This is a genomic window from Streptomyces sp. 840.1, assembly GCF_003751445.1.
Taxonomy (GTDB): Bacteria; Actinomycetota; Actinomycetes; order Streptomycetales; family Streptomycetaceae; genus Streptomyces.
This window is the reverse complement of record NZ_RJUU01000003.1, coordinates 436,238-454,628: the sequence shown is the minus strand read 5'-3', so window position 1 is coordinate 454,628 and position 18,391 is coordinate 436,238. Positions and strand designations below refer to the sequence as shown.

The following is an 18,391-nucleotide window of genomic DNA, read 5'->3' as shown; positions in this document are numbered from 1 at the left end:
TCTCCTGACGGGCCGGGCCGGTGTAACCGATCGTGGCGGGAAACTCTGAATGGTGGTTCACTTCTTTTATGGCCTACCGCAAGACCCCAGCCGAACTCAGTCGCCTCGAAGCCGCCAGAGAGCACCTGATCACCTGCGCCACCTCGGTGATCACGGAAGTGGGCTGGTCACAGGCGTCCGTGACCGCCGTCGCCGACTCGGCGGGCATCGCGGCCGGGTCGGTGTACCAGCACTTCGCGTCCAAGACGGCCCTGGCCGTCGAGGTGTTCCGGCGCGCCGCCGGACGCGAGGCGGACGTACTGGGCGAAGTGCTCCAGGGGCCGGGAGACCCCGCCGGGCGCATCGGGCGCGGCGTCGAGGTCTTCGCCCGCCGCGCCCTGGAGAACCGCGGGCTGGCGTACGCGCTGCTCGCCGCCCCCGCCGAACCCGCTGTCGGCGCAGAACGCCTGGAGTTCCGCCGCCGCTACCGGGCCCTGTTCGCCGAGGTCGTCCACGAGGGCATCGAGTCCGGCCTGCTGCCCGCCCAGAACGGCGAGATCACCGCCGCCGCGCTCACCGGGGCGATCGGTGAAGTGCTCGTCGACCCGCTCGCCGCCCGCGACGAGAACGCCACCGAGGCACTCCTCGCCGAACTCGTCGCCATGGCACTGCGCTGCGCCGGCGCCGCGCCCGCACCCCAGCAGCCCTGACCGGCCCGAGCCGACTCCGGTCTCCCGCCCGCGCCCCGCCCGTCCCACTCGGAGGAAACCGTGCCCACGACCGACGCCCCCCGCAGCCACCCCACCGCACTGACCCACGAAGTGACTAACCAGGCACCGCCGTTGACCGGCCATGACGTCGCGGACGACGCCGTCCTGCTGGAGGGCGTGCGCCGTGAGGGCGCCCAGTGGCACATCGGGGAACTGCACCGCATCGGCCGTCTCGTCGGCGGCGAGGAGGCACAGGGCTGGGCCGACCAGGCCAATGACCACGAACCCGTACTGCGTACCCACGACCGCTACGGACACCGCGTCGACGAGGTCGAGTTCCACCCCGCCTACCACCACCTGATGGACACCTCCGTGGGCGCGGGCCTGGCCGGCGCGGCCTGGGCCGACGAGCGTCCGGGCGCCCACGTGGCCCGCGCCGCCGGCTTCATGCTGATGACCACGCTGGAGCCGGGGCACCTGTGCCCGGTCTCCATGACGTACGCGGTCGTCCCGGCGCTGCGCCACGCACCCGACCTGGCCAAGACGTACGAGCCGCTGCTCACGAGCCGGGTCTACGAGTCCGGCCTGCGCACCCCGGCCGAGAAGCCCGGCCTGCTCGCCGGGATGGGCATGACGGAGAAGCAGGGCGGCACCGACGTACGGGCCAACACCACGGCGGCCACCGAAGCGCCCGACGGGACCTGGCGGCTGCGCGGACACAAGTGGTTCACCAGCGCGCCGATGAACGACCTCTTCCTCGTGCTCGCCCAGTCGCCCGGCGGGCTCTCCTGCTTCCTGGTGCCACGCGTACTGCCGGACGGCAGCCGCAACACCTTCCGCATCCAGCGGCTCAAGGACAAGCTCGGCAACCGCGCCAACGCCAGCAGCGAGCCCGAGTTCGACGACACGGTGGCCTGGCTCGTCGGCGCCGAGGGCAAGGGCGTACGCACCATCATCGACATGGTCACCATGACGCGCCTGGACTGCGTCCTGGGCTCCGCCGCCGGCACCCGCGCCGCCCTCGCCCAGGCCGCCCACCACGCCCGCCACCGCTCGGTGTTCGGCGCGAAGCTGATCGACCAGCCCCTGATGCGCAACGTCCTCGGTGACCTCTCCGTGGAGTCCGAGGCCGCCACCACCCTGGCGCTGCGCCTGGCCGGCGCCGCCGACCGGGCGCAGCGGGGCGACAGCGGGGAGCGCGCGTTCCTGCGGCTCGCCACCGCCGTGGCCAAGTACTGGGTGTGCAAGCGCCAGCCCGTCGCGGTGGCCGAGGCGCTGGAATGCCTCGGCGGCAACGGATACGTCGAGGAGTCCGGGATGCCGCGCCTGTACCGGGAGGCCCCGCTCAACGGCATCTGGGAGGGCTCCGGCAACGTCAACGCCCTCGACCTGCTGCGGGCGCTGGCGCGGGAGCCCGAGTCCTTCGAGGCCTTCCACACCGAGATCGACGCCGCTGCCGGCGCCGACCGGCGACTGGACGCCGCCTGGCGGGAACTGCGCGGCGAGCTCGTCCTCACCGAGGACGCCCCGCTGCGCGCCCGCCGCCTCATCGAACGCGCCGCGCTCGTGCTCCAGGGCTCCCTCCTCGTCCGGCACGCACCGGCGCCGGTGGCGGACGCCTTCTGCGCGTCCAGGCTGGACGGGGACCGGGGCCTGGCGTTCGGCACCCTCGCGCCGGGCACGGACTTCGCCGCCCTGCTGGAGCGGCTCCCCGCCTGAGGCCGCCAGGGGTGAGCGCCGGGGCTCCCGGCTTCAGGCGGCCCTGTCCATCAGCCGCCGCGCGTCGGCCGCGTGACGGATCCCGGCCGGGTACGGCAGCGCCCGCACCAGTTCCTCGGCCCGGTCCAGGGCCTCGCGCGCGGCCTCGTGCTCCGCGAGCCGGAACAGGGCCACCGCGAGGGCGATCCGGGCGTCCGCCTCGGCGATCCGCTCACCGGTCCGTGCCGCGCGTTCGACCTCGGCGTGCGCGATCCGGCGCGCCGGACCGGGCTGCCCCGCCCGGAGCCGCCCCCAGGCGACCAGCACGGGCGCATCCTGCGCGAAGCCGTCCACCGCGTGGAGCGCGTCGCCCGGAAGGCCGGCGCGCAGGGCCAGTTCGGCGCGGGCCGTGCGGACCTCGTGGCCCGCCTGACGGTCCACCATCCCCACGGCGGAGCGCTCGGCCCGGTCCAGCAGCGCCGCCGCGTCCGAGGGCTCACCCGTGCGTATCCGGACCAGGGCCAGCGTCGCCAGGGTGTACGGCAGGCACCAGGCGTCGTCCGGTTCGGCGCCGGCCACCGCCGCTTCGGCGAGCTTCCGGGCGGCGGTGAACTCTTCGAGCAGCAGGAACAGTTCGGCGAGGTTGGCCCGCTCGAAGGCGGCCGCGATCGGATCGCCGGACTGTTCCGCGAGGTCGAGCGCGCGCTCGCCCATCGCGACGGCCTCGCGCAGTTGCCCGCCCCGCCGCCGGTTCTCCCGGAGCGTCGACAGGACCGAACCGAGCAGGGTCGGATCCCCGTACTCCTCGGCCGGAGCCAGCGCCCTCCCGGCGGCCGTACGCGCCTCGTCCAGCCTCCCGTTGAGGCCGAGGTTGCTGGCCTGCAGGGCGTGCGAGCGGGCCATGAGGCCCTGTCCCTGCTTTCCCGACACCCGCGACGCGACCGCGAGGGCCTGCTGGGCGGCGAGGAACCCCTCCTCGTACCGCCCCTGGATCTTGCAGATCATGGACAGGGCGAGGAAGTGCGCGGCGGCCGGTTCAGGGACGGTTTCCCCGGTCACCGGATGCTCGCCCAGCACCTGCCTGCCGGCCTCCGGGCCACCGGCCCGCGCCAGCGCGTCGGCGAGCCAGGCGGCGGTGAGCACCACGTCCTCGTGGTCGCCCCGGCGGGCGAACTCGTCCAGCGCCAGCCGCAGCACCTCGGCCGCCTCGCCGAAGTTGCCCATCCGGCTCAGCACCTGGCTGTGCGCGAGACGGGCACGGGCCGCGTCCACGTCGAGCCGCGCGACCAGGTCCCGGTAGTAGCGGTCCGCGGTGTCGTTGGCGAAGAGGGCCGCGGCCCGTGCGGCGGCCCTGCGCAGGTACTCGGCGGCGCGCGGGTCGTCGGCGTGCGCGAAATGGGAGGCGAGTGTGTCGACGGCGTCCGGGCGTCGGCGCAGCACCGCCTGGGCGAACGCGCCGTGCAGCTGCCTGCGCCGGACGGCGGAGAGCTCCTCGTAGCAGGTGAGACGCACCAGCGGGTGACGGAAGATCAGCCCGGCCTCGTGCTGCCCCGCCAGTACGATCTCGCGCTCCTCGACGAGGGATGCGCCGATGGCGTGCTCCAGCGCGTCGGTGGCGGCGCCGCCGGAGACCGGCGGGTGCAGTCCGTGCGCGGCGACGTCGAGCAGTTCGGACAGGGCCGTCTCGGGACCGGCGACGGAGAGTGCCTCGACGATGCGCCGCGTGTCGTGGTCGAGCCGTCCGAGCCGTTCCGCGACCAGCTGCCGGATTCCGTCCGGCGCCGGCACACCGGGCACGCCCTCGGCCGCCCCGCGGGCCAGTTCGACGGCGAACAGCGGGTTGCCGAGGGAGAGTTCCCACACCCGGTTCAGCCGTTGGTCCTGCGCGCCGGCACCGGCCGGGCCGACGGGTTCCGGGGCCGGGTGCCGTGCGGCGGGCAGCAGCACCGTGTCGCGCACCACCGCGAGGCAGGCCTCCTGGCTCAGGCGCCCCACCTCCTCGCGGGTGGCAAGGCCCTGACGCAGCAGCGAGGTCAGTCCGGAGCGGCGCGGGTCGCCCTCGGGTATCTCCTCCTCGCGGCACGTCACCAGGAACCGGGGGCCGCCCGTCTGCGCCGCTCTCCTGGCCAGATGGCTCAGCAGCTGGAACGAGCCCTCGTCTGCGGCGTGCAGGTCGTCGAGCACGATCAGCACCGGCTGCACCGACGACAGTTCGCCGAGCAGCCCGGCGGTGGCGCGGAACAGCCGGTCCCGCTCCTCCTCCGGGGACCGTTCCTCGTCCGCCCGCACCCGGCCGAGCGCCGGCAGGAACGCGGCCAGTTCCGGGTACTCCGCGCCGACCCCGGCCCGCTGGTCCGGGTCGCGTTCGGCCAGCCATCCGTCGAGCGCCTCCGCGAACGCGCCGTACGGCGTGTGCCCCTCCGCGTCGTGCCCGCCGCCCCACAGCACCGCGGTGCCGGACGCGGCGGCCCGACGCGCGACCTCGCCCACCAGCCGGGTCTTGCCCACCCCGGCCTCCCCGGTCAGCAGCCTGACGACGGCGGGTCCGTCCGCCGTGAGCAGCCGTTCGAGGACGGCCCCGCGCCCGCGCAACGGAGTCGCCACCGGGATGCGCAGGGCGGCCGGCAGCGACGGCGCGGACGGCACGAGCGGGAGCTCCGCCGCCAGCGCGACCCTGTGCAGGCGCTCGGTCTCCGCGCCCGGCCGCACCCCCAGCTCCGCGTCCAGCGCGGCCCGGCACACGTGGTACTGGCGCACCGCGCGCCGCCGCAGCCCCTGCCGGGTGTACACGTCGATGAGGATCCGGTGCGCCAGTTCCTCGGCGGGGCTGGATTCGAGGACCCGCCCGGCGGTGTCCGCCGCCTCCTGCGCCGCGCCCGCCGCCAGGTGCGCCGATGCGAGCCCGATGAGCACCCGCTCCTTCAGCTCCGCGAGCCGGACCCGGCGGCCCTCGGCCCAGCCGGCGTAACGGTCCTCCGGCAGCAGTTCGCCGGAGAACCACTCCAGGGCCCGTGCGAGCTCCGCCACGCCGCCGCTCGCCAGCGCGTCCCGTGCGTCGTGTTCGGCCTGGTCCGCGTCGATCCACACCGTCGCCGGGTCCAGGAACAGCAGCGCCCCCTCCGAGACCAGGTACGAGGACGTTGCGCGCGAGGCGAGTTCGGGTTCCAGGATCCGGCGGGCGGAGTGCAGCGCGACGCGCAGGCTGCCCTGCGCCGCGTGCGGATCGGCGCCGGGCCAGCAGATGTCGATGACCTGCTCGCGGTGCAGCCGGTGCTCGGGTACCACGGCGAGCAGTTTCACCAGGGCCTGTGCGGTCATTCTCGGCCAGCGCTCGGCAAGTGGAGCGCCGGATTCCCGGGTAACCCGAAAACCGCCGAAAAGGTGCAGGTTCAGGCGTGGCGCCATGGGATCGGTGCCGGTGGTACGTCGTGCGTTCATGAGGGCGCAACTGTAACCGAGCATGCTGAGGACCCCCGGCCGCCGCCGGGGGTCCTCAGTGGTCAGGCGCTTGCGGGCCGTCTCGGCATGGTGCCGCACGAACCCTGTGGAGCCGTCAGGACAGGGTGTACACCGCCAGTCGGCGGGCGGCGTCGTTCAGGGACAGCACCCCGCCGCCCAGTTCCTCCGCCATCCGGTTGTTGCCGTGGTCGTCGAAGTTCAGCGAGACCATGTCGTCCACGCCGTCGCCGTCGAGGTCGGCCGCGAGGTAGTTGCGGCCGCCCATCAGGGACGCGCTGCCGACACCGGACTGGAAGGACGCGTCCGAGGTGAGGACCGAGGGGTCCCACACGCCCACGCCGCCCTCCATGCCGCCGGCCACCAGCTTCCGGCCGCCGGGCCCGGTGATGAACTGGGCGGTTCGCAGCGGCGCCAGGATCGAGGCGCTGGTGTCCTGGCCGCCGGCGCCGTAGCCGCGGATGGTGGCGAAGCTGATGGCGTACAGCGGGTCGCCCTTGCCGTCGATGAAGAAGTTGCCGTGCGACCACGGGCTGCCGTTCACGGCGCTGTGCAGCAGCTCGCCGGTGCGCCCGTCACGGATCTCCGTGACGACGTGCGGGGTGGCGGTGGAGATGTCGCCCGACGTGGTGGGATCGGTCAGCGCCATCCAGGTGTAGACGACCGCGTGCCCGTCCGCGTAGGGGATCTTCGGCGATGCGAAGACGGCGTGGTCCAGGAGCGCGCCGTGCAGCTTCCCGTCGACGGCCTTGGCAGGGGCCTTCGGGTCGGCGGTCCAGCGCACGGTGCCCTTCGCGCCGTCGAGCGCGACACCGTTCTCGGCGGCGTCGGGCAGGGCCAGGGCGTTCTCGGAGGTGTACTGCGTGTACACCTGGCCGTCACCGGTCGTGGTGTCGGAGAAGTACACGTCGCCCGCGTCCGCGGGGCCGAGTACGTCCACAGCGCCTTGCCGTTGCCGTTGTAGACACGCAGCGCGTCGGTCGGCACCAGGATTTCGGCCTTGCCCTTGCCGTCGGTGTCCGCGACCGTGACGGAGCGTACGTACTGCCCGCCGCCGTCGATGGTCGTGAGGATCTTGCCGGTGGTGCCGTCGAGCACGACCACCGCCGTCTCCGCGGCGACGATGACCTCGGGCGTCTTGTCGCCGGTCACGTCACCGGTCTGGACGCTGAGCACGGCGCCCGGCACCGTGGTCTTCCAGAGCTGCTTGGGCGCGCCCTTGACCAGCGACGGGCCCGACCACGCCCACACACCGTCCGAGGTGCCGCCCGCGACCACGTCCGGCTTCTTGTCGCCGTCCAGGTCGGCGGCCTGGGCGTAGTTCAGGTCTGCCTGGAGCGGTGTCAGACTCTGCTGCTTGCCGTTGCCCACCTTGTACTCGTGGATGTTCTGCTGCGGGTCGATGGTCCGCACGTAGTCGGCGCCACCGGAGCGGTACGGCTGCTGGAACATCGGCGAGGCGTTCAGCCCTGCCTGCCGCCAGGCGATCTTCCCCTTGGCGTCGAACGCCGTCAGCGAGCCGTATCGCAGGCTGCCGATGTTCTCGGCCCGTTCGCTGTCCGTGTCGTCCTGCGCAGCGGCGATCAGTCTGCCGCCGACGACGTCCAGGTGCCAGGTGGCCGGCGCGTTCCTCGAGTTGCCGGGCGCCCGCTTGGTGGTGTGCGTCCACCGGACCGTGGCCCCGTCCGAGCCGCTCAGGACGCGGATGGTGCCGGCGTTCAGGAACAGGTCGTAGTCGAGGGTCGACTCGCTGACCGCGTACTCGGTGCCGCCGCCCGAGGTCACGTCACCGATGGCCATGGCGGTCGGGAACGCGTTGATCCGGGTGTCCAGGGTGATGCGCTTGCCGCTGACCAGGTCGTACGAGGCGATCTGGTACCGCACGGCGTCCGTGCTGTCCGCCTGCTCCAGGGCCACGATCCGTCCCCGGGCGGCGTCCAGGTGCAGCTGACGCCCGTACAGCTCGCTGTCCTTCTGCCAGACGACGGATCCGTCGGCGGTGTCCAGGACCAGGGTGCGGCCCCGGGCCGCGGCCGTGTCGCTCTTGTGCAGGTTCCAGGAGGCCGCGACCTCACCGTTGCCGGCGTCCTCGAGCGCGCCCCACGTGGCCTCCACTGTCTCCTTCGTGTCGTACGTCCACGTCGAGGACGGAGTCAGAGCGCCGTCGGCGTACGAGAAGCGGGTGCCGGACAGGGTGCCCGTCGCGCCGGCTGGCGGCCTGACGTTCAGCTGCGGGGAGTCCGCGACCAGCAGTGTCCCGTCGACGACCTTGATCTGACCGGCGTAGGCGTACACCTTCGACCAGAGCGTGTTCCCGGAGGCGCCGTCCAGGATGGTCACCACCGTGCCGGAGGTCAAGGTGGAGCCCGGGATGGTGACGCCGGTCGACGGGTTCATGCCCACGCTCGCCGAGAAGACGAGGTCCGGGACGCCGTCGCCGGTGAAGTCGCCGGTGTCGTAGCCCTGGTCGGAGTAGGGCGAGAACGGGCTGACCGCGTCGTAGCCCATCTGGACCCGGGCCGGGTAGAACTCGGTCTGCCAGGGCCGGAGGTTCTTGATCTTCCAGTCCGCGTACAGCGAGTCGCTGTTGCGGGACCAGGCGGTGGAGCCGTCGGCCTTGTGGAGCTGGATGGAGGCGAGGCTGTGCACGGTGAAGTAGCCGTGCGAGCCGGCCGGCACGGTGGCGCCCAGTCCGCGTACCCCGTCCAGCGCGGACTTCTTGGTGAAGGTGACGGGGGTGTCCGTGGCATCGGTGCCGCTCGCCGCCTTCGGCGCGGCCTTCGCGGGCGCGCCCTGGAGGGAGCTGCCGTGGCCCGTGGCGGCGTCGTCCGGTGTACTGTCCTGGGCCGCCGTCCCGTCGCCGTACACGTCGACGTTGGCGTGCGCGGCCAGCTGCTTCGCCTGGGCGGCGGTGAGGCGCATCGCCGGGGAGGAGCTGTCGGAGGCCAGCGCGTGCGGGGCCGCGGTCAGTGCGAGACCGGCCGCGACGAGGGTGGAGGCGAGCCGCAGGGCCCGCCGCGGGGCGTGGGTTCTCATTACTTGCCTTCCGGCGCGATACGAACGGCGGAACCGGCGGTCAGCACCGGCTGGTTGTACGAGTACTGGAGCGCGTCGACGCCGGTCTGGTTCTCGATGCCGACCGTCGCGCCGACGCCCCGGTCGTCGACCGTCTTGTACTGGAGCGTGATGGCGCCGGTGGTCTCGTCGAAGACGGCCTCGAAGGTGGCGCGGTCGCCCGAACCGTCCGCGTAGGCGGCGTTGTTCCACACGACGGCGAACGTACGGCGGCCCACATCGCCCTTGGTGGCGGTCTGAACGCTGGACTTCTTGTCCAGGATCAGGTCGTCCCAGAGGGCGGCGACGGTGCCGTTGGGCTTGGCGACGGACGGCAGCGCGACGTTGCTGTAATCACCGAGGCGCGGCTCCATGAAGTTGACCAGGCCGTTCGTGGTGACGGAGGCGCTGGTGTACGGAACGCCGTACAGCTCCACCGGGAACGGCAGCGAGATCGTCGTGGCGTCCTCGTCACCGCTGAGCGTCACGTTCTTGGTGCCCTTGACCCAGGAGTACGTGGCCGGGGTGCAGGTGTGGCCGTAGGCGTCGGTGCGGACGGGGAGCTTGATCTTCTCCGTCGTGTCGCCGGCCACCTCGACGGACTCGGCGTACACACCGTTGCAGAGCACCGGGGCGGCGGGCGTCACGGTCAGCGTGTAGCGGCCGACGGCGACCGCCGGCAGGGTGAACGTGCCGTCGGTGCCGGTGGTGACGGGCTTCACCGGCGTACCGGAGACCTCGACGGTGGCCTTGACCAGCGGGCGGCCCTGGACGTCCTTGACCGTGCCGGAGACCTGGTGCGAGGCGACGGCGTCGAGCCCGAAGTCCTGGGTGAGGTCCTCGCTCTCGGTGACCTCGACACCGGAGACGGTGGAGGTCGCGAAGCCGTAGCCGCTCACCGTGAAGGAGTACGTGCCGGCCGACAGGGTCAGGCGGTAGTCACCGCTCGTGGTGGTCTGCGTGGTGCGCGTGGTGCCCGCGGCGTCGGTGGCCTGGACGGAGAGGCCGGACAGAGCGGTGCCGGCGGCCTTGTCGGTGACCTTGCCGGTCACGGTGCCGGCGCTGTGCGGCGCCTTCTCGACGGAGGAGTAGATGTCGAGCTTGCCCTCGCCCCAGACGTTGTTGGCGCCGGCGGTGCCGCCGCAGTGCGTGTCGTCGACGTCGCTCGCACCCTCGTTGAGCAGGGCACGGGTGGCATCGATGTCACCGATGAGCGACGGGGCCGCCGACCACAGCAGCGCCACCGCCCCGGAGACGTGCGGAGTCGCCATCGACGTACCGGAGATGGTGTTGTACGTGCTGCCCGGCCAGGTGGAGCGGACGTCGACGCCCGGGGCCGAGATGTTCGGCTTCATGGAGCCGTCGACGAGCGAGGGGCCGAAGCCGGAGAACTTCGCGATCTTCCCGGCCGAGTCGTACGCGCCGACGCCGTAGGACGGAGCCTGCGCACCGGGTGCCTCCGAGGTCGAGCAGGTGGAGCCGTCACCGGCGTTGCCGGCCGCGAACGCCTCGAAGATGCCCGCCGCGTTCCACGCCTCGATTGTGTCCTGGTAGAACGTGGTGTTTCCGCCGCCCCAGGAGTTGTTGACGATGTTCGGGGCGAGGTCCGGGCGCGGGTTCTTGCCGTTGTGGTCGGTCGGCGCGAGGATCCACTGACCGGCCGCGAGCAGCGAGGCGTCCGAGCAGGAGTCGGTCTCGCAGCCCTTCGTGGCGATCCAGGTCGCGCCGGGGGCGACGCCGACGCCGCCCTTGCCGACCATCGTGCCCATGGTGTGCGTGCCGTGCCCGTTGTTGTCGCACGGGGCGCTCGTGGGGCACTGACCGCTGGCGTCGAACCAGTTGTAGTCGTGCGTGAAGGAGCCGTCGCCGTTGTTGCCCCGGTAGTTGCCTACCAGGTCCGGGTGGTCGTACTGAACGCCGGAGTCGAGGTCGGCGATGACTATGCCCTCGCCGCGGTCCTGGTACTCGTCCCAGACCTGGTCGGCCTTGATGTCCTTGACGCCCCACTCGGGCGCGCCGTCCTCGTCGGTGGCGGCGGCCTTCGAGGCCGCCTTGACGGCCGCGTTCGTCTCGGCCTCGGAGGGCCGGTTCTCGATGTCGTCGAGCTTGTAGTGCTGTTCCTTGACGATCTGCGCGACGTCGGAGCGCTTCGAGAGCTCCTCGACGAGGTTCTCGTCACCGGTGACCCTGACGGTGTTGGCGATCCAGAAGTCCTGGTGGCCGGCCTTCTTCTTGTCGAGGAAGGAGTTGAGCGAGCGCTGGCTGGTCTGCGCCTTCGCCTTCAGCTCGGTGAACGCCGACTTCGCCTTCGCCGCGTGGGCGCGCTTGCCCTTGGCGGGCGACAGGTCGGCCTTGTCCTTGAGGACGACGAAGAACGACGCCTCGCCGCCCCCGTCCACGGCGTTGAGCAGGGCGGCGTCGACCGGGGCGGTGGCCCCGGTGGCCGCGGCCGCGGACGGTGGACCGATCAGCAGGCCCGTGACGGTGAGCGCTGCGGCCGCCCATGCGGCGGTTCTGCGCCGGGGCGATCGGGACAGGTGCATCGGGATGCTCCTCCAGGAACGGTACGGGGGAGTCCGGACGCTAGAAGGGCGCCGTTACTTGGGCATTACAAGGTCCCGGGAAGGCGATCGGGAGCGGGTGCGCCGGGTGGCTCAGGGGCCGTCCGGCGAACCTTCGCCCGAGTGGCGGCCCGCCCAGCCGGGACACCGCCCGCGCGAACACGGCACGCATCGGCCTCACGACGCCGGACCGCTTCCCGCGTCCCCCACGTACCTGACGCCCGGAACGACCGGCGGTGTCGTCATGACGGCTGCGTTGTGAAGTGCCGTTGCCCCGAATGGTCCAGTCCCGCTCGCGCCCGCCGGTCGCAGACCGTTCCCTGACAGACAGACAGACAGACAGACAGACAGAGGGCGAGCCCGGCCGGGCAGGGGACTGGGACTGGGACGGGGGCAGGGTGGAGGACGGAAGCGCACGTGGCGACGACGGCTCCGGAGAGCCGGAGCGGTCGCAGCAGGCGGAACTCGAAGGCCTGCGTACGAGGGTGGCCGCACTCGAACGCGAGCGTGCCGGGCCGCCCCGGCACCGCGGCCGGTCCTTCCTCGCCGCGGTGCTCATCACGGTGGGATGTCTCCTCGCCCCACTGTCCGTCGTCGCAGCCTGGGCCGCCGACCAAGTGGGCGACACCGGCCGTTACGTGGACACGGTCGCGCCCCTGGCCGCCGACGCCGACGTCCAGGACGCCGTGGCCGGGCGGGTCACCGACGCGCTCATGACCAGGATCGACCTCTCGGCCCTCCTCGCGGACGTGGCACCCGCGGACCGGCCCCGCCTGGAAAAGGCGCTCGGACCGCTCGGCGACTCGCTGGAGGGCGCACTCCGCAGCTTCGTGCACGACAAGGCGCGGGCGGTCGTGGCCTCGGACGCCTTCGAGACGGTCTGGACCGAGGCCAACCGCCGGGCCCACAGCGCCGTGAACAAGGCGCTGACCGGCAAGGGCGGCGGAGCCGTCGAGCTGACCAACGACGCGGTCACGCTCGATCTCGCCCCCGTGGTCGACCGGGTCGAGCAACGCCTGGTCGACGCGGGTCTGACGGCGGCCGGACGGATCCCCGAGATCCACACCGACATCACGCTCATCAGGTCCGAGGACATCGGCAAGGTCAAGACGTATGTGCGGGTCCTGCAGTTCCTCGGCAACTGGCTCCCGGTGATCGCGGTCCTCCTCATCGCCGCCGGGGTACTGCTCGCGGTACGGCGCCGCCGGGCCCTGGTCGCGGGATGCCTCGGCGCCGCTGTCGCCGCCGGACTCCTCGGCATCGGCCTGCGGGTCTTCCGGGTGGTCTACCTGGACGCCCTGCCCGCCGACGTCTCGCAGGGCGCGGCGGGCGCCGTCTACGACGCCATGACCCACTTCCTGCAGACCACCGTCCGGATGGCCGTCGCCGTCGCCGTCGGCGTCGTCATCGCCCTGGCCGCCTGGCTCACGGGTCCGGGCCGGCGCGCCGGTCTTGTACGCGGACTGTGGGTCAACGGCATCACGGCCGTCCGCTCCACCGCCGACGGTGCGGGACTGCGCACCGGGCCCGTGGGCCCCTTCGTACGTCGCCGGCGCACCTGGATCACCTGGGTGCTGGTGGCCGCCTCGCTGCTCGTGTACCTGCTGTGGTCGCACCCCACCGGCTGGGTGGTCCTCGCCATCGCGTTGTGCCTGCTGTTCCTCCTGGCCGTGGTGGAGTTCCTGGCGGCCCGGCCGGCCACGGGGGACCGCGAACCGGTGGCGCCCCCTGCCTGACCGGACGCGGTCACCCGACAGAAAGGACCTCTGCCATGGCGGGAGTCGACGCGGACGCGGTCCGGCGGATGACCGGAACCCTGTTCATCGAGCGCGGAGTCCGCAGCCCCGGCTCGACCCGGTTCTGGGGCCTGCTCGTGCTCTCCGCCGCCATCGCCGGCGCCGGTGTGGTCGGGGACTCCACCGCCACCGTGATCGGCGCGATGATCGTCGCCCCGCTGATGACACCGATCCTCGGCTGCGCCCTGGCCCTCGTCCTGGCACGCCGCCGGCAGGTGACACGCTGCCTGCTGCTGATGCTGGGCGGCGCCCTCGCCGTGGTCGCGATCGGCATGCTGCTCGGCTGGATCGTCTCCCCGCCCGACGCCTACGCCTCCAACAGCCAGGTCGCCTCACGCATCAGCCCCCGCCTCATCGACCTGCTCGCGGCCCTGGCCACCGGCACCGTCGGCGCGTTCGCCCTCGTGCGCGCCGACATCTCCGACACCCTGCCCGGCGTCGCGATCGCCATCTCGCTGGTGCCGCCGCTCGCCGTCACCGGGCTGCTGCTCACCGCGCACCGCTACCACGACGCCGGGCAGTCGGCGCTGCTGTTCGCCACCAACGTCGCCGCCATCGTCGCCACCGGCACCGTGGTCTTCCTGGTCTACGGAGTCCGGGCGGGAGCCGAGCGGGCGGACATGCGTGTGGGGGAGTTCCGAGGCAGGACGCTCGCCGCCGTGGTGTGTGTGGTCGTGCTCGTCGCGGCCCCGCTCACCGCGGGCACCGTCACCGTCGCCCGGGACCGCTCGCTGGCCGCCGACGCCCGGCCGGTCGCGGAGAAGTGGGCCGCCACCGGGAAATGGCAGATCGCGTCCGTCGAGGCCCGCAACGGCATCGTCGTGATCGGCGTGCTCGGACTCCCGCCGCAGCCCGCGCCGACCGCGCTCCGTGCCGCCCTCGATGACCACGGCATGCGCGACGCCGACCTCGAACTCCATCTGGTCGGCGGGCGGACGCACTGGTGCCCGGCGGACACGGACACCTGCACGGTGCGCGAGGGCGGGCGCAGCTGACCGTCCCCGGCGGAACCGACTCAGTCCTCGTCCTCCTCCATGCTCTCGTACCCGGAGCGCATCAACGCGCAGAAGCTGGGGTACTTCGTCGGGTTGCCGTACTTCGGTGCGAACTCGTAGGCGGCCCACTCGCCGTCCGGCCCGACGTCGCTCGGATCGAGCAACCAGAAGTCCTCTCCCCGGGCGATCTCGATGGACCGGCGGAACAACTGAACATCGTCCTCGTTGCCGGGTATCGAGTCGTAGGTATCGGTCACGCGTCCGCCGGCCTCGCTGTCCCGCATCCACAAGACGCGACCGCAGGAATGAACACCGTCCACGTAGTCTTCGATGTGCGTCCACCCGTCGCTCGTCAGGAAGAATCCCCGCAGGCTGGGTGGGAACCTCACTCCGAGCCGCTCCTCGGATGCCACCAGAGCATCCTCCCGGGCAGGGGCTTCACCCAGCCACAGCTCGAGGCGCCCCCCTCGGTCCAGAACCTCCAGCTGATCGTCATCCAGCAGATCGGCCAGCTCGTCGTCGTCGGCACGGACCTTCACGTACAGCTCGCCGTACCGCTTCAGAAAGACACGCCACTCCTCCGGTGTGGTCAGAGCACCGGCAACTTCATTCTCTTCAGGCCCAGTTGTTTCGCTCATGCCGATCATGGTGCCAGGCGGCTCTGACAATGCCGATGGCCGGCGCCCGTATCCGGTGCGAGGACCAGCTCGTGATCAGTACACCCGTGCCGGACACCGCGAGCCCGGCCTGATCCAAACGAGAGGCCCTAGCTCTGCGGGACGTCCTTGACGAACACGAGCCCGTCGATCCGGTCCAGGTGGGCCGGGTCGAGCGGTGAGTAGCCGTAGTACGGGGAAACCCGAGGGGCGGGCCGTGTCCCACCGAGTGCGGCGGCCAGCCCGGCCGCGTCGACGACGCGGCTGTCGTCCGGGAGCGCGTACAGGAGCCCTTCGAGGCTGTCCGGCGGCGGGGTGCTCACCCCGTGGTGCGGCATCGTGCCCAGGACCGTGGCCAGGAAGGCGTACTCCTCGCCCAGGCGGGTGTCCACGAGCGCGCCGGCGCTCCACCACTCAAGCGGCCGGCCGCTCATCCGCGTCGTGCTCCGGTCCCGCTGGAGGTGCCCGTTGTGGGCGTTGACGAGCGCCGGTCCCTGTTCGGCGAGGGCGAGCAGGTTGGCGGCCATCATGGAGTCCCGCAGGCTCATCAGCCAGGGCAGGCGGCTCGGTGACGTGTCGGCCATCCAGAAGTGGTAGCGGAGCAGCCCGACGGCGGTACGCCCGTACAGGCGCGCCAGGTGCAGACCCTCATGCGAGTCCGATGCGATCAGCTGCGGTGTCCGGGCATCGAGCAGCGCCACGAGATCGTCGGTGAGCAGCCGCAGCTCCCTGGCCTCCGCCGACCGCCCGAAGGAGCGGGCCGGGTCCATCATCGCGGCGGGCTCGGCCCACTGCTCGTCGGAGCCGAGCAGCCGGTCGAGCGTGCCGGCGGCGCAGGGGAGCAGGTCCGTGTCCGTATGGGCCGAGAGATAGGCGTGCAGCGAGGTGAGGGCCTGCCGGGGGCTCGCGGCGCCGGTGATCTCCAACGGCCCGTCGAAACCGGAGAAGCGGACACGCTCGGACGCGGGCCGGTCCTCGTTGTGAGCCCGCATCCAGCGCACGAGCTCGCGGTTGCCCGCGAAGGCGCCCCACTCGTGGCTGAATCCGTGCTCCATGACCTCGTCGAGAGTGCCGGTGCCCGAGGTGACGTAGGCGTCCACGAGCAGGCCCATCAGACAGTCGCTCTCGATGGCGATCGTCCGGTAGCCCTCCTGCTCGACGAGCTGACGGAAGAGCTTGTTGCGTGCGTCGAGCACCGTGCCGGCGCCGTGGGTGGGCTCGCCCAGAGCGAGCAGCCGAGGCCGGCGGGGAAGCAGCTTCATGACCGCGCAGGCCTCGACGGCGTGCGTGGTGCCCTTGATGTCAGTAGCCATGCCTTCAACGGTATCGTTGAACCAACGGTGGAGACTTTCTCGGAAACGCGGCGGAGAAATGCCAGAGAAATGGCAGGGAAATGGCAGACCGGTGAAGCAAAACCTTCAAAGTGGTGAGCGGCTCAGGCCGGTCGATCTGGCACGCGGGCACGGTCTGTCCACGCAGGCGGTGCGGAACTACGAGGAGGCCGGCATCCTTCCGGCGGCCGACCGCACACCCAGCGGGTACCGCACCTACACGCCACTGCACGCGGGCGCGCTGCGCGCGTTTCTCGCCCTGGTGCCCGGCCACGGTCACCCGAGGGCGACGCTGATCATGCGGGCGGTCAACGAGGGCGCGGCCGAGCACGCGTTCCGCCTCATCGACGAGAGCCACGCCCAGCTCCTCGACGACCGCCGGACCCTCCGGGACGTGGAGAGCGCCCTGCGCGACCTGGAGCCCGGCACGGCGTCCGAGCCCCATCCCCCGGCCGGGGCGGGTGACGCCGGCGCGTTCATCGGGCCGCTCGCCGGGAAGCTGGGCATCCGGCCGGCGACGCTGCGGAAGTGGGAGGGTGCCGGACTGGTGAACCCGGGCCGTGACCCGCTGACGGGGTACCGCGTCTACGACGAGGCCGATGTCCGGGACGCCCGGCTGACCCATCAACTGCGGCGGGGCGGATACCTCCTGGAGCAGATCGCCCCGCTGATCGCCCAGGTGCGCTCGGCTGGCGGGCTCGAACCGATGGAGGCCGCACTGGACGACTGGCGCGGCCGGCTGTCCGCCCGCGGCCGGGCGATGCTGACCGGGGCCGCGGAGCTGGACGCCTACCTCCGCCGACGCGGCTGAGCCTCCGGGGCCGGTGCACCGTCCCCGGGGCCGGGGTCAGGAGAGCACGGCCGTGTCCTCCTCCTCGCCGCGGACGGGCCGTGGCACAGGCCCGTTGCCGGGCGGCGGGGGGTAGAACCGCCGGGCCCAGCGCCGGAACGGGCCGATCGGTCCGTCGCCCGAGGCCAGCCGGGGCGGCTGCTGGTACTGCTTGTGGTGCCAGATCGGGAAGTCGGCCGCCGTGAACTCGCAACTCGACCGGAAGATGGCGCGGTCCAGGAGCCGGGCGGCGGCGCGGCTGACCGCTCGCGCGAGCGGAGGCGGCAGCCGGCCCGGTTCGGTGAAGGCGATCCGGTTCAACTGCCGGAACTGCATCCGGTTGGGGCCGATCGCCGTCGGCATCACCATCGTGCACATCCGCAGCCCGAAACGCGGCGTGTACACATCGGCGTGCAGGCAGCCGAGCCCGTATCCGTCCACCTCGACGTCGACCGTGAAGCTGCCCACCAGCGGTGCCGTCTCGTGGGCCCGCATGGACACGTGGAACGCGGCGTCCTCGTACACCACCGGCCCGCCGATCTCGGCCCTGGCCCAGCCGTGCAGGGTGGCGAAGTGCCCGAGGTCCACCGAGTTCTCGATGACCTCCTGGACGTTTCCGGCCAGCTCCCAGGCGGCCGTGCGCGCGGGCCGGTGGCCGATCTCGTGCCAGCGGGGGACCGTCCAGTCCGGAGCGCGGCCGTCGTGGTGCCGCCAGACGAAGACGGCGCCGTTGACCTCGTGCACGGGCAGTTGCGTCAGCGCGGACCGCGGCGGCGGCGTGCCGTACCCCGTGCGCACACATGTGCCGTCCGGGCCGAACGCGAAGAAGTGGAAGGGACACGTGAGCTCGTCCCCGTCGACCTTCGCCAGCCCGAGATGGGCACCGAGGTGGGGACAGTACGGATGGACGGCCCGTAGCTCCCCGCTGCCCAGCCGGTACAGCACCACGTCCTGGCCCGCCAGCGGCCGGGTCAGTACGGTACCGGGCCGCAGTTCGCGGGAGAACGCCAGCGCGGACCAGCCGCTCGGGTAGGGCAGGGCGGGCGCACCGGCGGCGTCCGCCGGGGTCGGACCCTCGCTGATGGTGCGCCCGTACTCGGGTGACACTTCCAAGACTTCCCCTTCGACGGCTTTCCCTTCAGGATCTTTCGCCGGGAGGCTGCCCAGACCTACGCGCGATTCCCTCAACAGATCGCGTGCCACCCGAACGGGGTTCGTTGCGTGATGAGTTGACGACGAGGGGGCGGAGCGGCCAGGGAACGGGTGGCGGGCCGGGGCGCCCGCCGGCGCTCACCCTGCGGGTGCCCCGGCCCTCTCATCGCTTCC

General features: G+C 72.3%; 11 protein-coding genes. 5 read left to right on the top strand and 6 right to left on the bottom strand.

The window, feature by feature from the left end; all coding sequences use genetic code 11:
* Positions 1 to 68: 68 nt before the first annotated feature.
* Both EDD93_RS34460 and EDD93_RS34455 read left to right on the top strand, forming a co-directional pair.
* Positions 69 to 689, top strand: a complete 621-nt coding sequence (locus EDD93_RS34460; RefSeq protein WP_123530097.1) for a TetR/AcrR family transcriptional regulator — start codon at positions 69 to 71, stop codon at positions 687 to 689.
* Positions 690 to 749: 60 nt separating this feature from the next.
* A complete protein-coding gene (locus EDD93_RS34455; RefSeq protein ID WP_123530095.1) occupies positions 750 to 2,408 on the top strand; it encodes an acyl-CoA dehydrogenase family protein in 1,659 nt (552 codons plus the stop codon).
* 33 nt (positions 2,409 to 2,441) lie between these two features.
* On the opposite strand, the gene EDD93_RS34450 is transcribed toward EDD93_RS34455, so the two are convergent.
* The 3 genes from EDD93_RS34450 to EDD93_RS34440 form a co-directional block, all read right to left on the bottom strand.
* Entirely contained in the window at positions 2,442 to 5,705 is a 3,264-nt protein-coding gene (locus EDD93_RS34450) for an AAA family ATPase (protein ID WP_260256086.1), read from the bottom strand.
* 777 nt (positions 5,706 to 6,482) lie between these two features.
* Positions 6,483 to 8,879 (bottom strand): VCBS repeat-containing protein, encoded by a 2,397-nt coding sequence (locus tag EDD93_RS34445; RefSeq protein WP_260256085.1) that lies wholly within the window; start codon positions 8,877 to 8,879, stop codon positions 6,483 to 6,485.
* Complete coding sequence (locus EDD93_RS34440) at positions 8,879 to 11,440, bottom strand: S8 family serine peptidase (protein ID WP_123530093.1); 2,562 nt, start codon at positions 11,438 to 11,440, stop codon at positions 8,879 to 8,881. The genes EDD93_RS34445 and EDD93_RS34440 overlap by 1 nt, the downstream gene beginning before the upstream one ends.
* A 416-nt stretch (positions 11,441 to 11,856) precedes the next feature.
* Between EDD93_RS34440 and EDD93_RS34435 the strand changes: the two genes are divergently transcribed.
* Together EDD93_RS34435 and EDD93_RS34430 are read left to right on the top strand one after the other, a co-directional pair.
* Positions 11,857 to 13,194: a hypothetical protein gene (locus tag EDD93_RS34435; protein WP_123530091.1), complete on the top strand. Its 1,338-nt coding sequence runs from the start codon at positions 11,857 to 11,859 to the stop codon at positions 13,192 to 13,194.
* Positions 13,195 to 13,229: 35 nt separating this feature from the next.
* Positions 13,230 to 14,249: a DUF389 domain-containing protein gene (locus EDD93_RS34430; protein WP_123530089.1), complete on the top strand. Its 1,020-nt coding sequence runs from the start codon at positions 13,230 to 13,232 to the stop codon at positions 14,247 to 14,249.
* Between the two features lie 20 nt (positions 14,250 to 14,269).
* Here the strand turns inward: EDD93_RS34430 and EDD93_RS34425 are convergent, their stop codons facing one another.
* Complete coding sequence (locus EDD93_RS34425; RefSeq protein ID WP_123530088.1) at positions 14,270 to 14,896, bottom strand: SMI1/KNR4 family protein; 627 nt, start codon at positions 14,894 to 14,896, stop codon at positions 14,270 to 14,272.
* Positions 14,897 to 15,015: 119 nt separating this feature from the next.
* A complete protein-coding gene (locus tag EDD93_RS34420; protein ID WP_123530086.1) occupies positions 15,016 to 16,218 on the bottom strand; it encodes an erythromycin esterase family protein in 1,203 nt (400 codons plus the stop codon).
* A gap of 91 nt (positions 16,219 to 16,309) precedes the next feature.
* On the opposite strand from EDD93_RS34420, the gene EDD93_RS34415 reads away from it, so the two are divergent.
* On the top strand, positions 16,310 to 17,047 hold the full coding sequence (locus tag EDD93_RS34415) for a TioE family transcriptional regulator (protein WP_123530084.1): 738 nt from the start codon (positions 16,310 to 16,312) through the stop codon (positions 17,045 to 17,047).
* A 36-nt stretch (positions 17,048 to 17,083) separates the two neighbouring features.
* Here EDD93_RS34415 and EDD93_RS34410 read toward each other — a convergent pair whose 3' ends face one another.
* Positions 17,084 to 18,178 (bottom strand): Rieske 2Fe-2S domain-containing protein, encoded by a 1,095-nt coding sequence (locus tag EDD93_RS34410; RefSeq protein WP_123530082.1) that lies wholly within the window; start codon positions 18,176 to 18,178, stop codon positions 17,084 to 17,086.
* Positions 18,179 to 18,391: the final 213 nt, after the last annotated feature.

Bases quoted from the DNA above. Each gene is read 5' to 3' on its own strand.
- EDD93_RS34460 (WP_123530097.1), top strand. From the start codon at position 69: ATGGCCTACCGCAAGACCCCAGCCGAACTCAGTCGCCTCGAAGCCGCC.
- EDD93_RS34450 (WP_260256086.1), bottom strand. From the start codon at position 5,705: ATGACCGCACAGGCCCTGGTGAAACTGCTCGCCGTGGTACCCGAGCAC.
- EDD93_RS34445 (WP_260256085.1), bottom strand. From the start codon at position 8,879: ATGAGAACCCACGCCCCGCGGCGGGCCCTGCGGCTCGCCTCCACCCTC.
- EDD93_RS34440 (WP_123530093.1), bottom strand. From the start codon at position 11,440: ATGCACCTGTCCCGATCGCCCCGGCGCAGAACCGCCGCATGGGCGGCC.
- EDD93_RS34430 (WP_123530089.1), top strand. From the start codon at position 13,230: ATGGCGGGAGTCGACGCGGACGCGGTCCGGCGGATGACCGGAACCCTG.
- EDD93_RS34425 (WP_123530088.1), bottom strand. From the start codon at position 14,896: ATGATCGGCATGAGCGAAACAACTGGGCCTGAAGAGAATGAAGTTGCC.
- EDD93_RS34420 (WP_123530086.1), bottom strand. From the start codon at position 16,218: ATGGCTACTGACATCAAGGGCACCACGCACGCCGTCGAGGCCTGCGCG.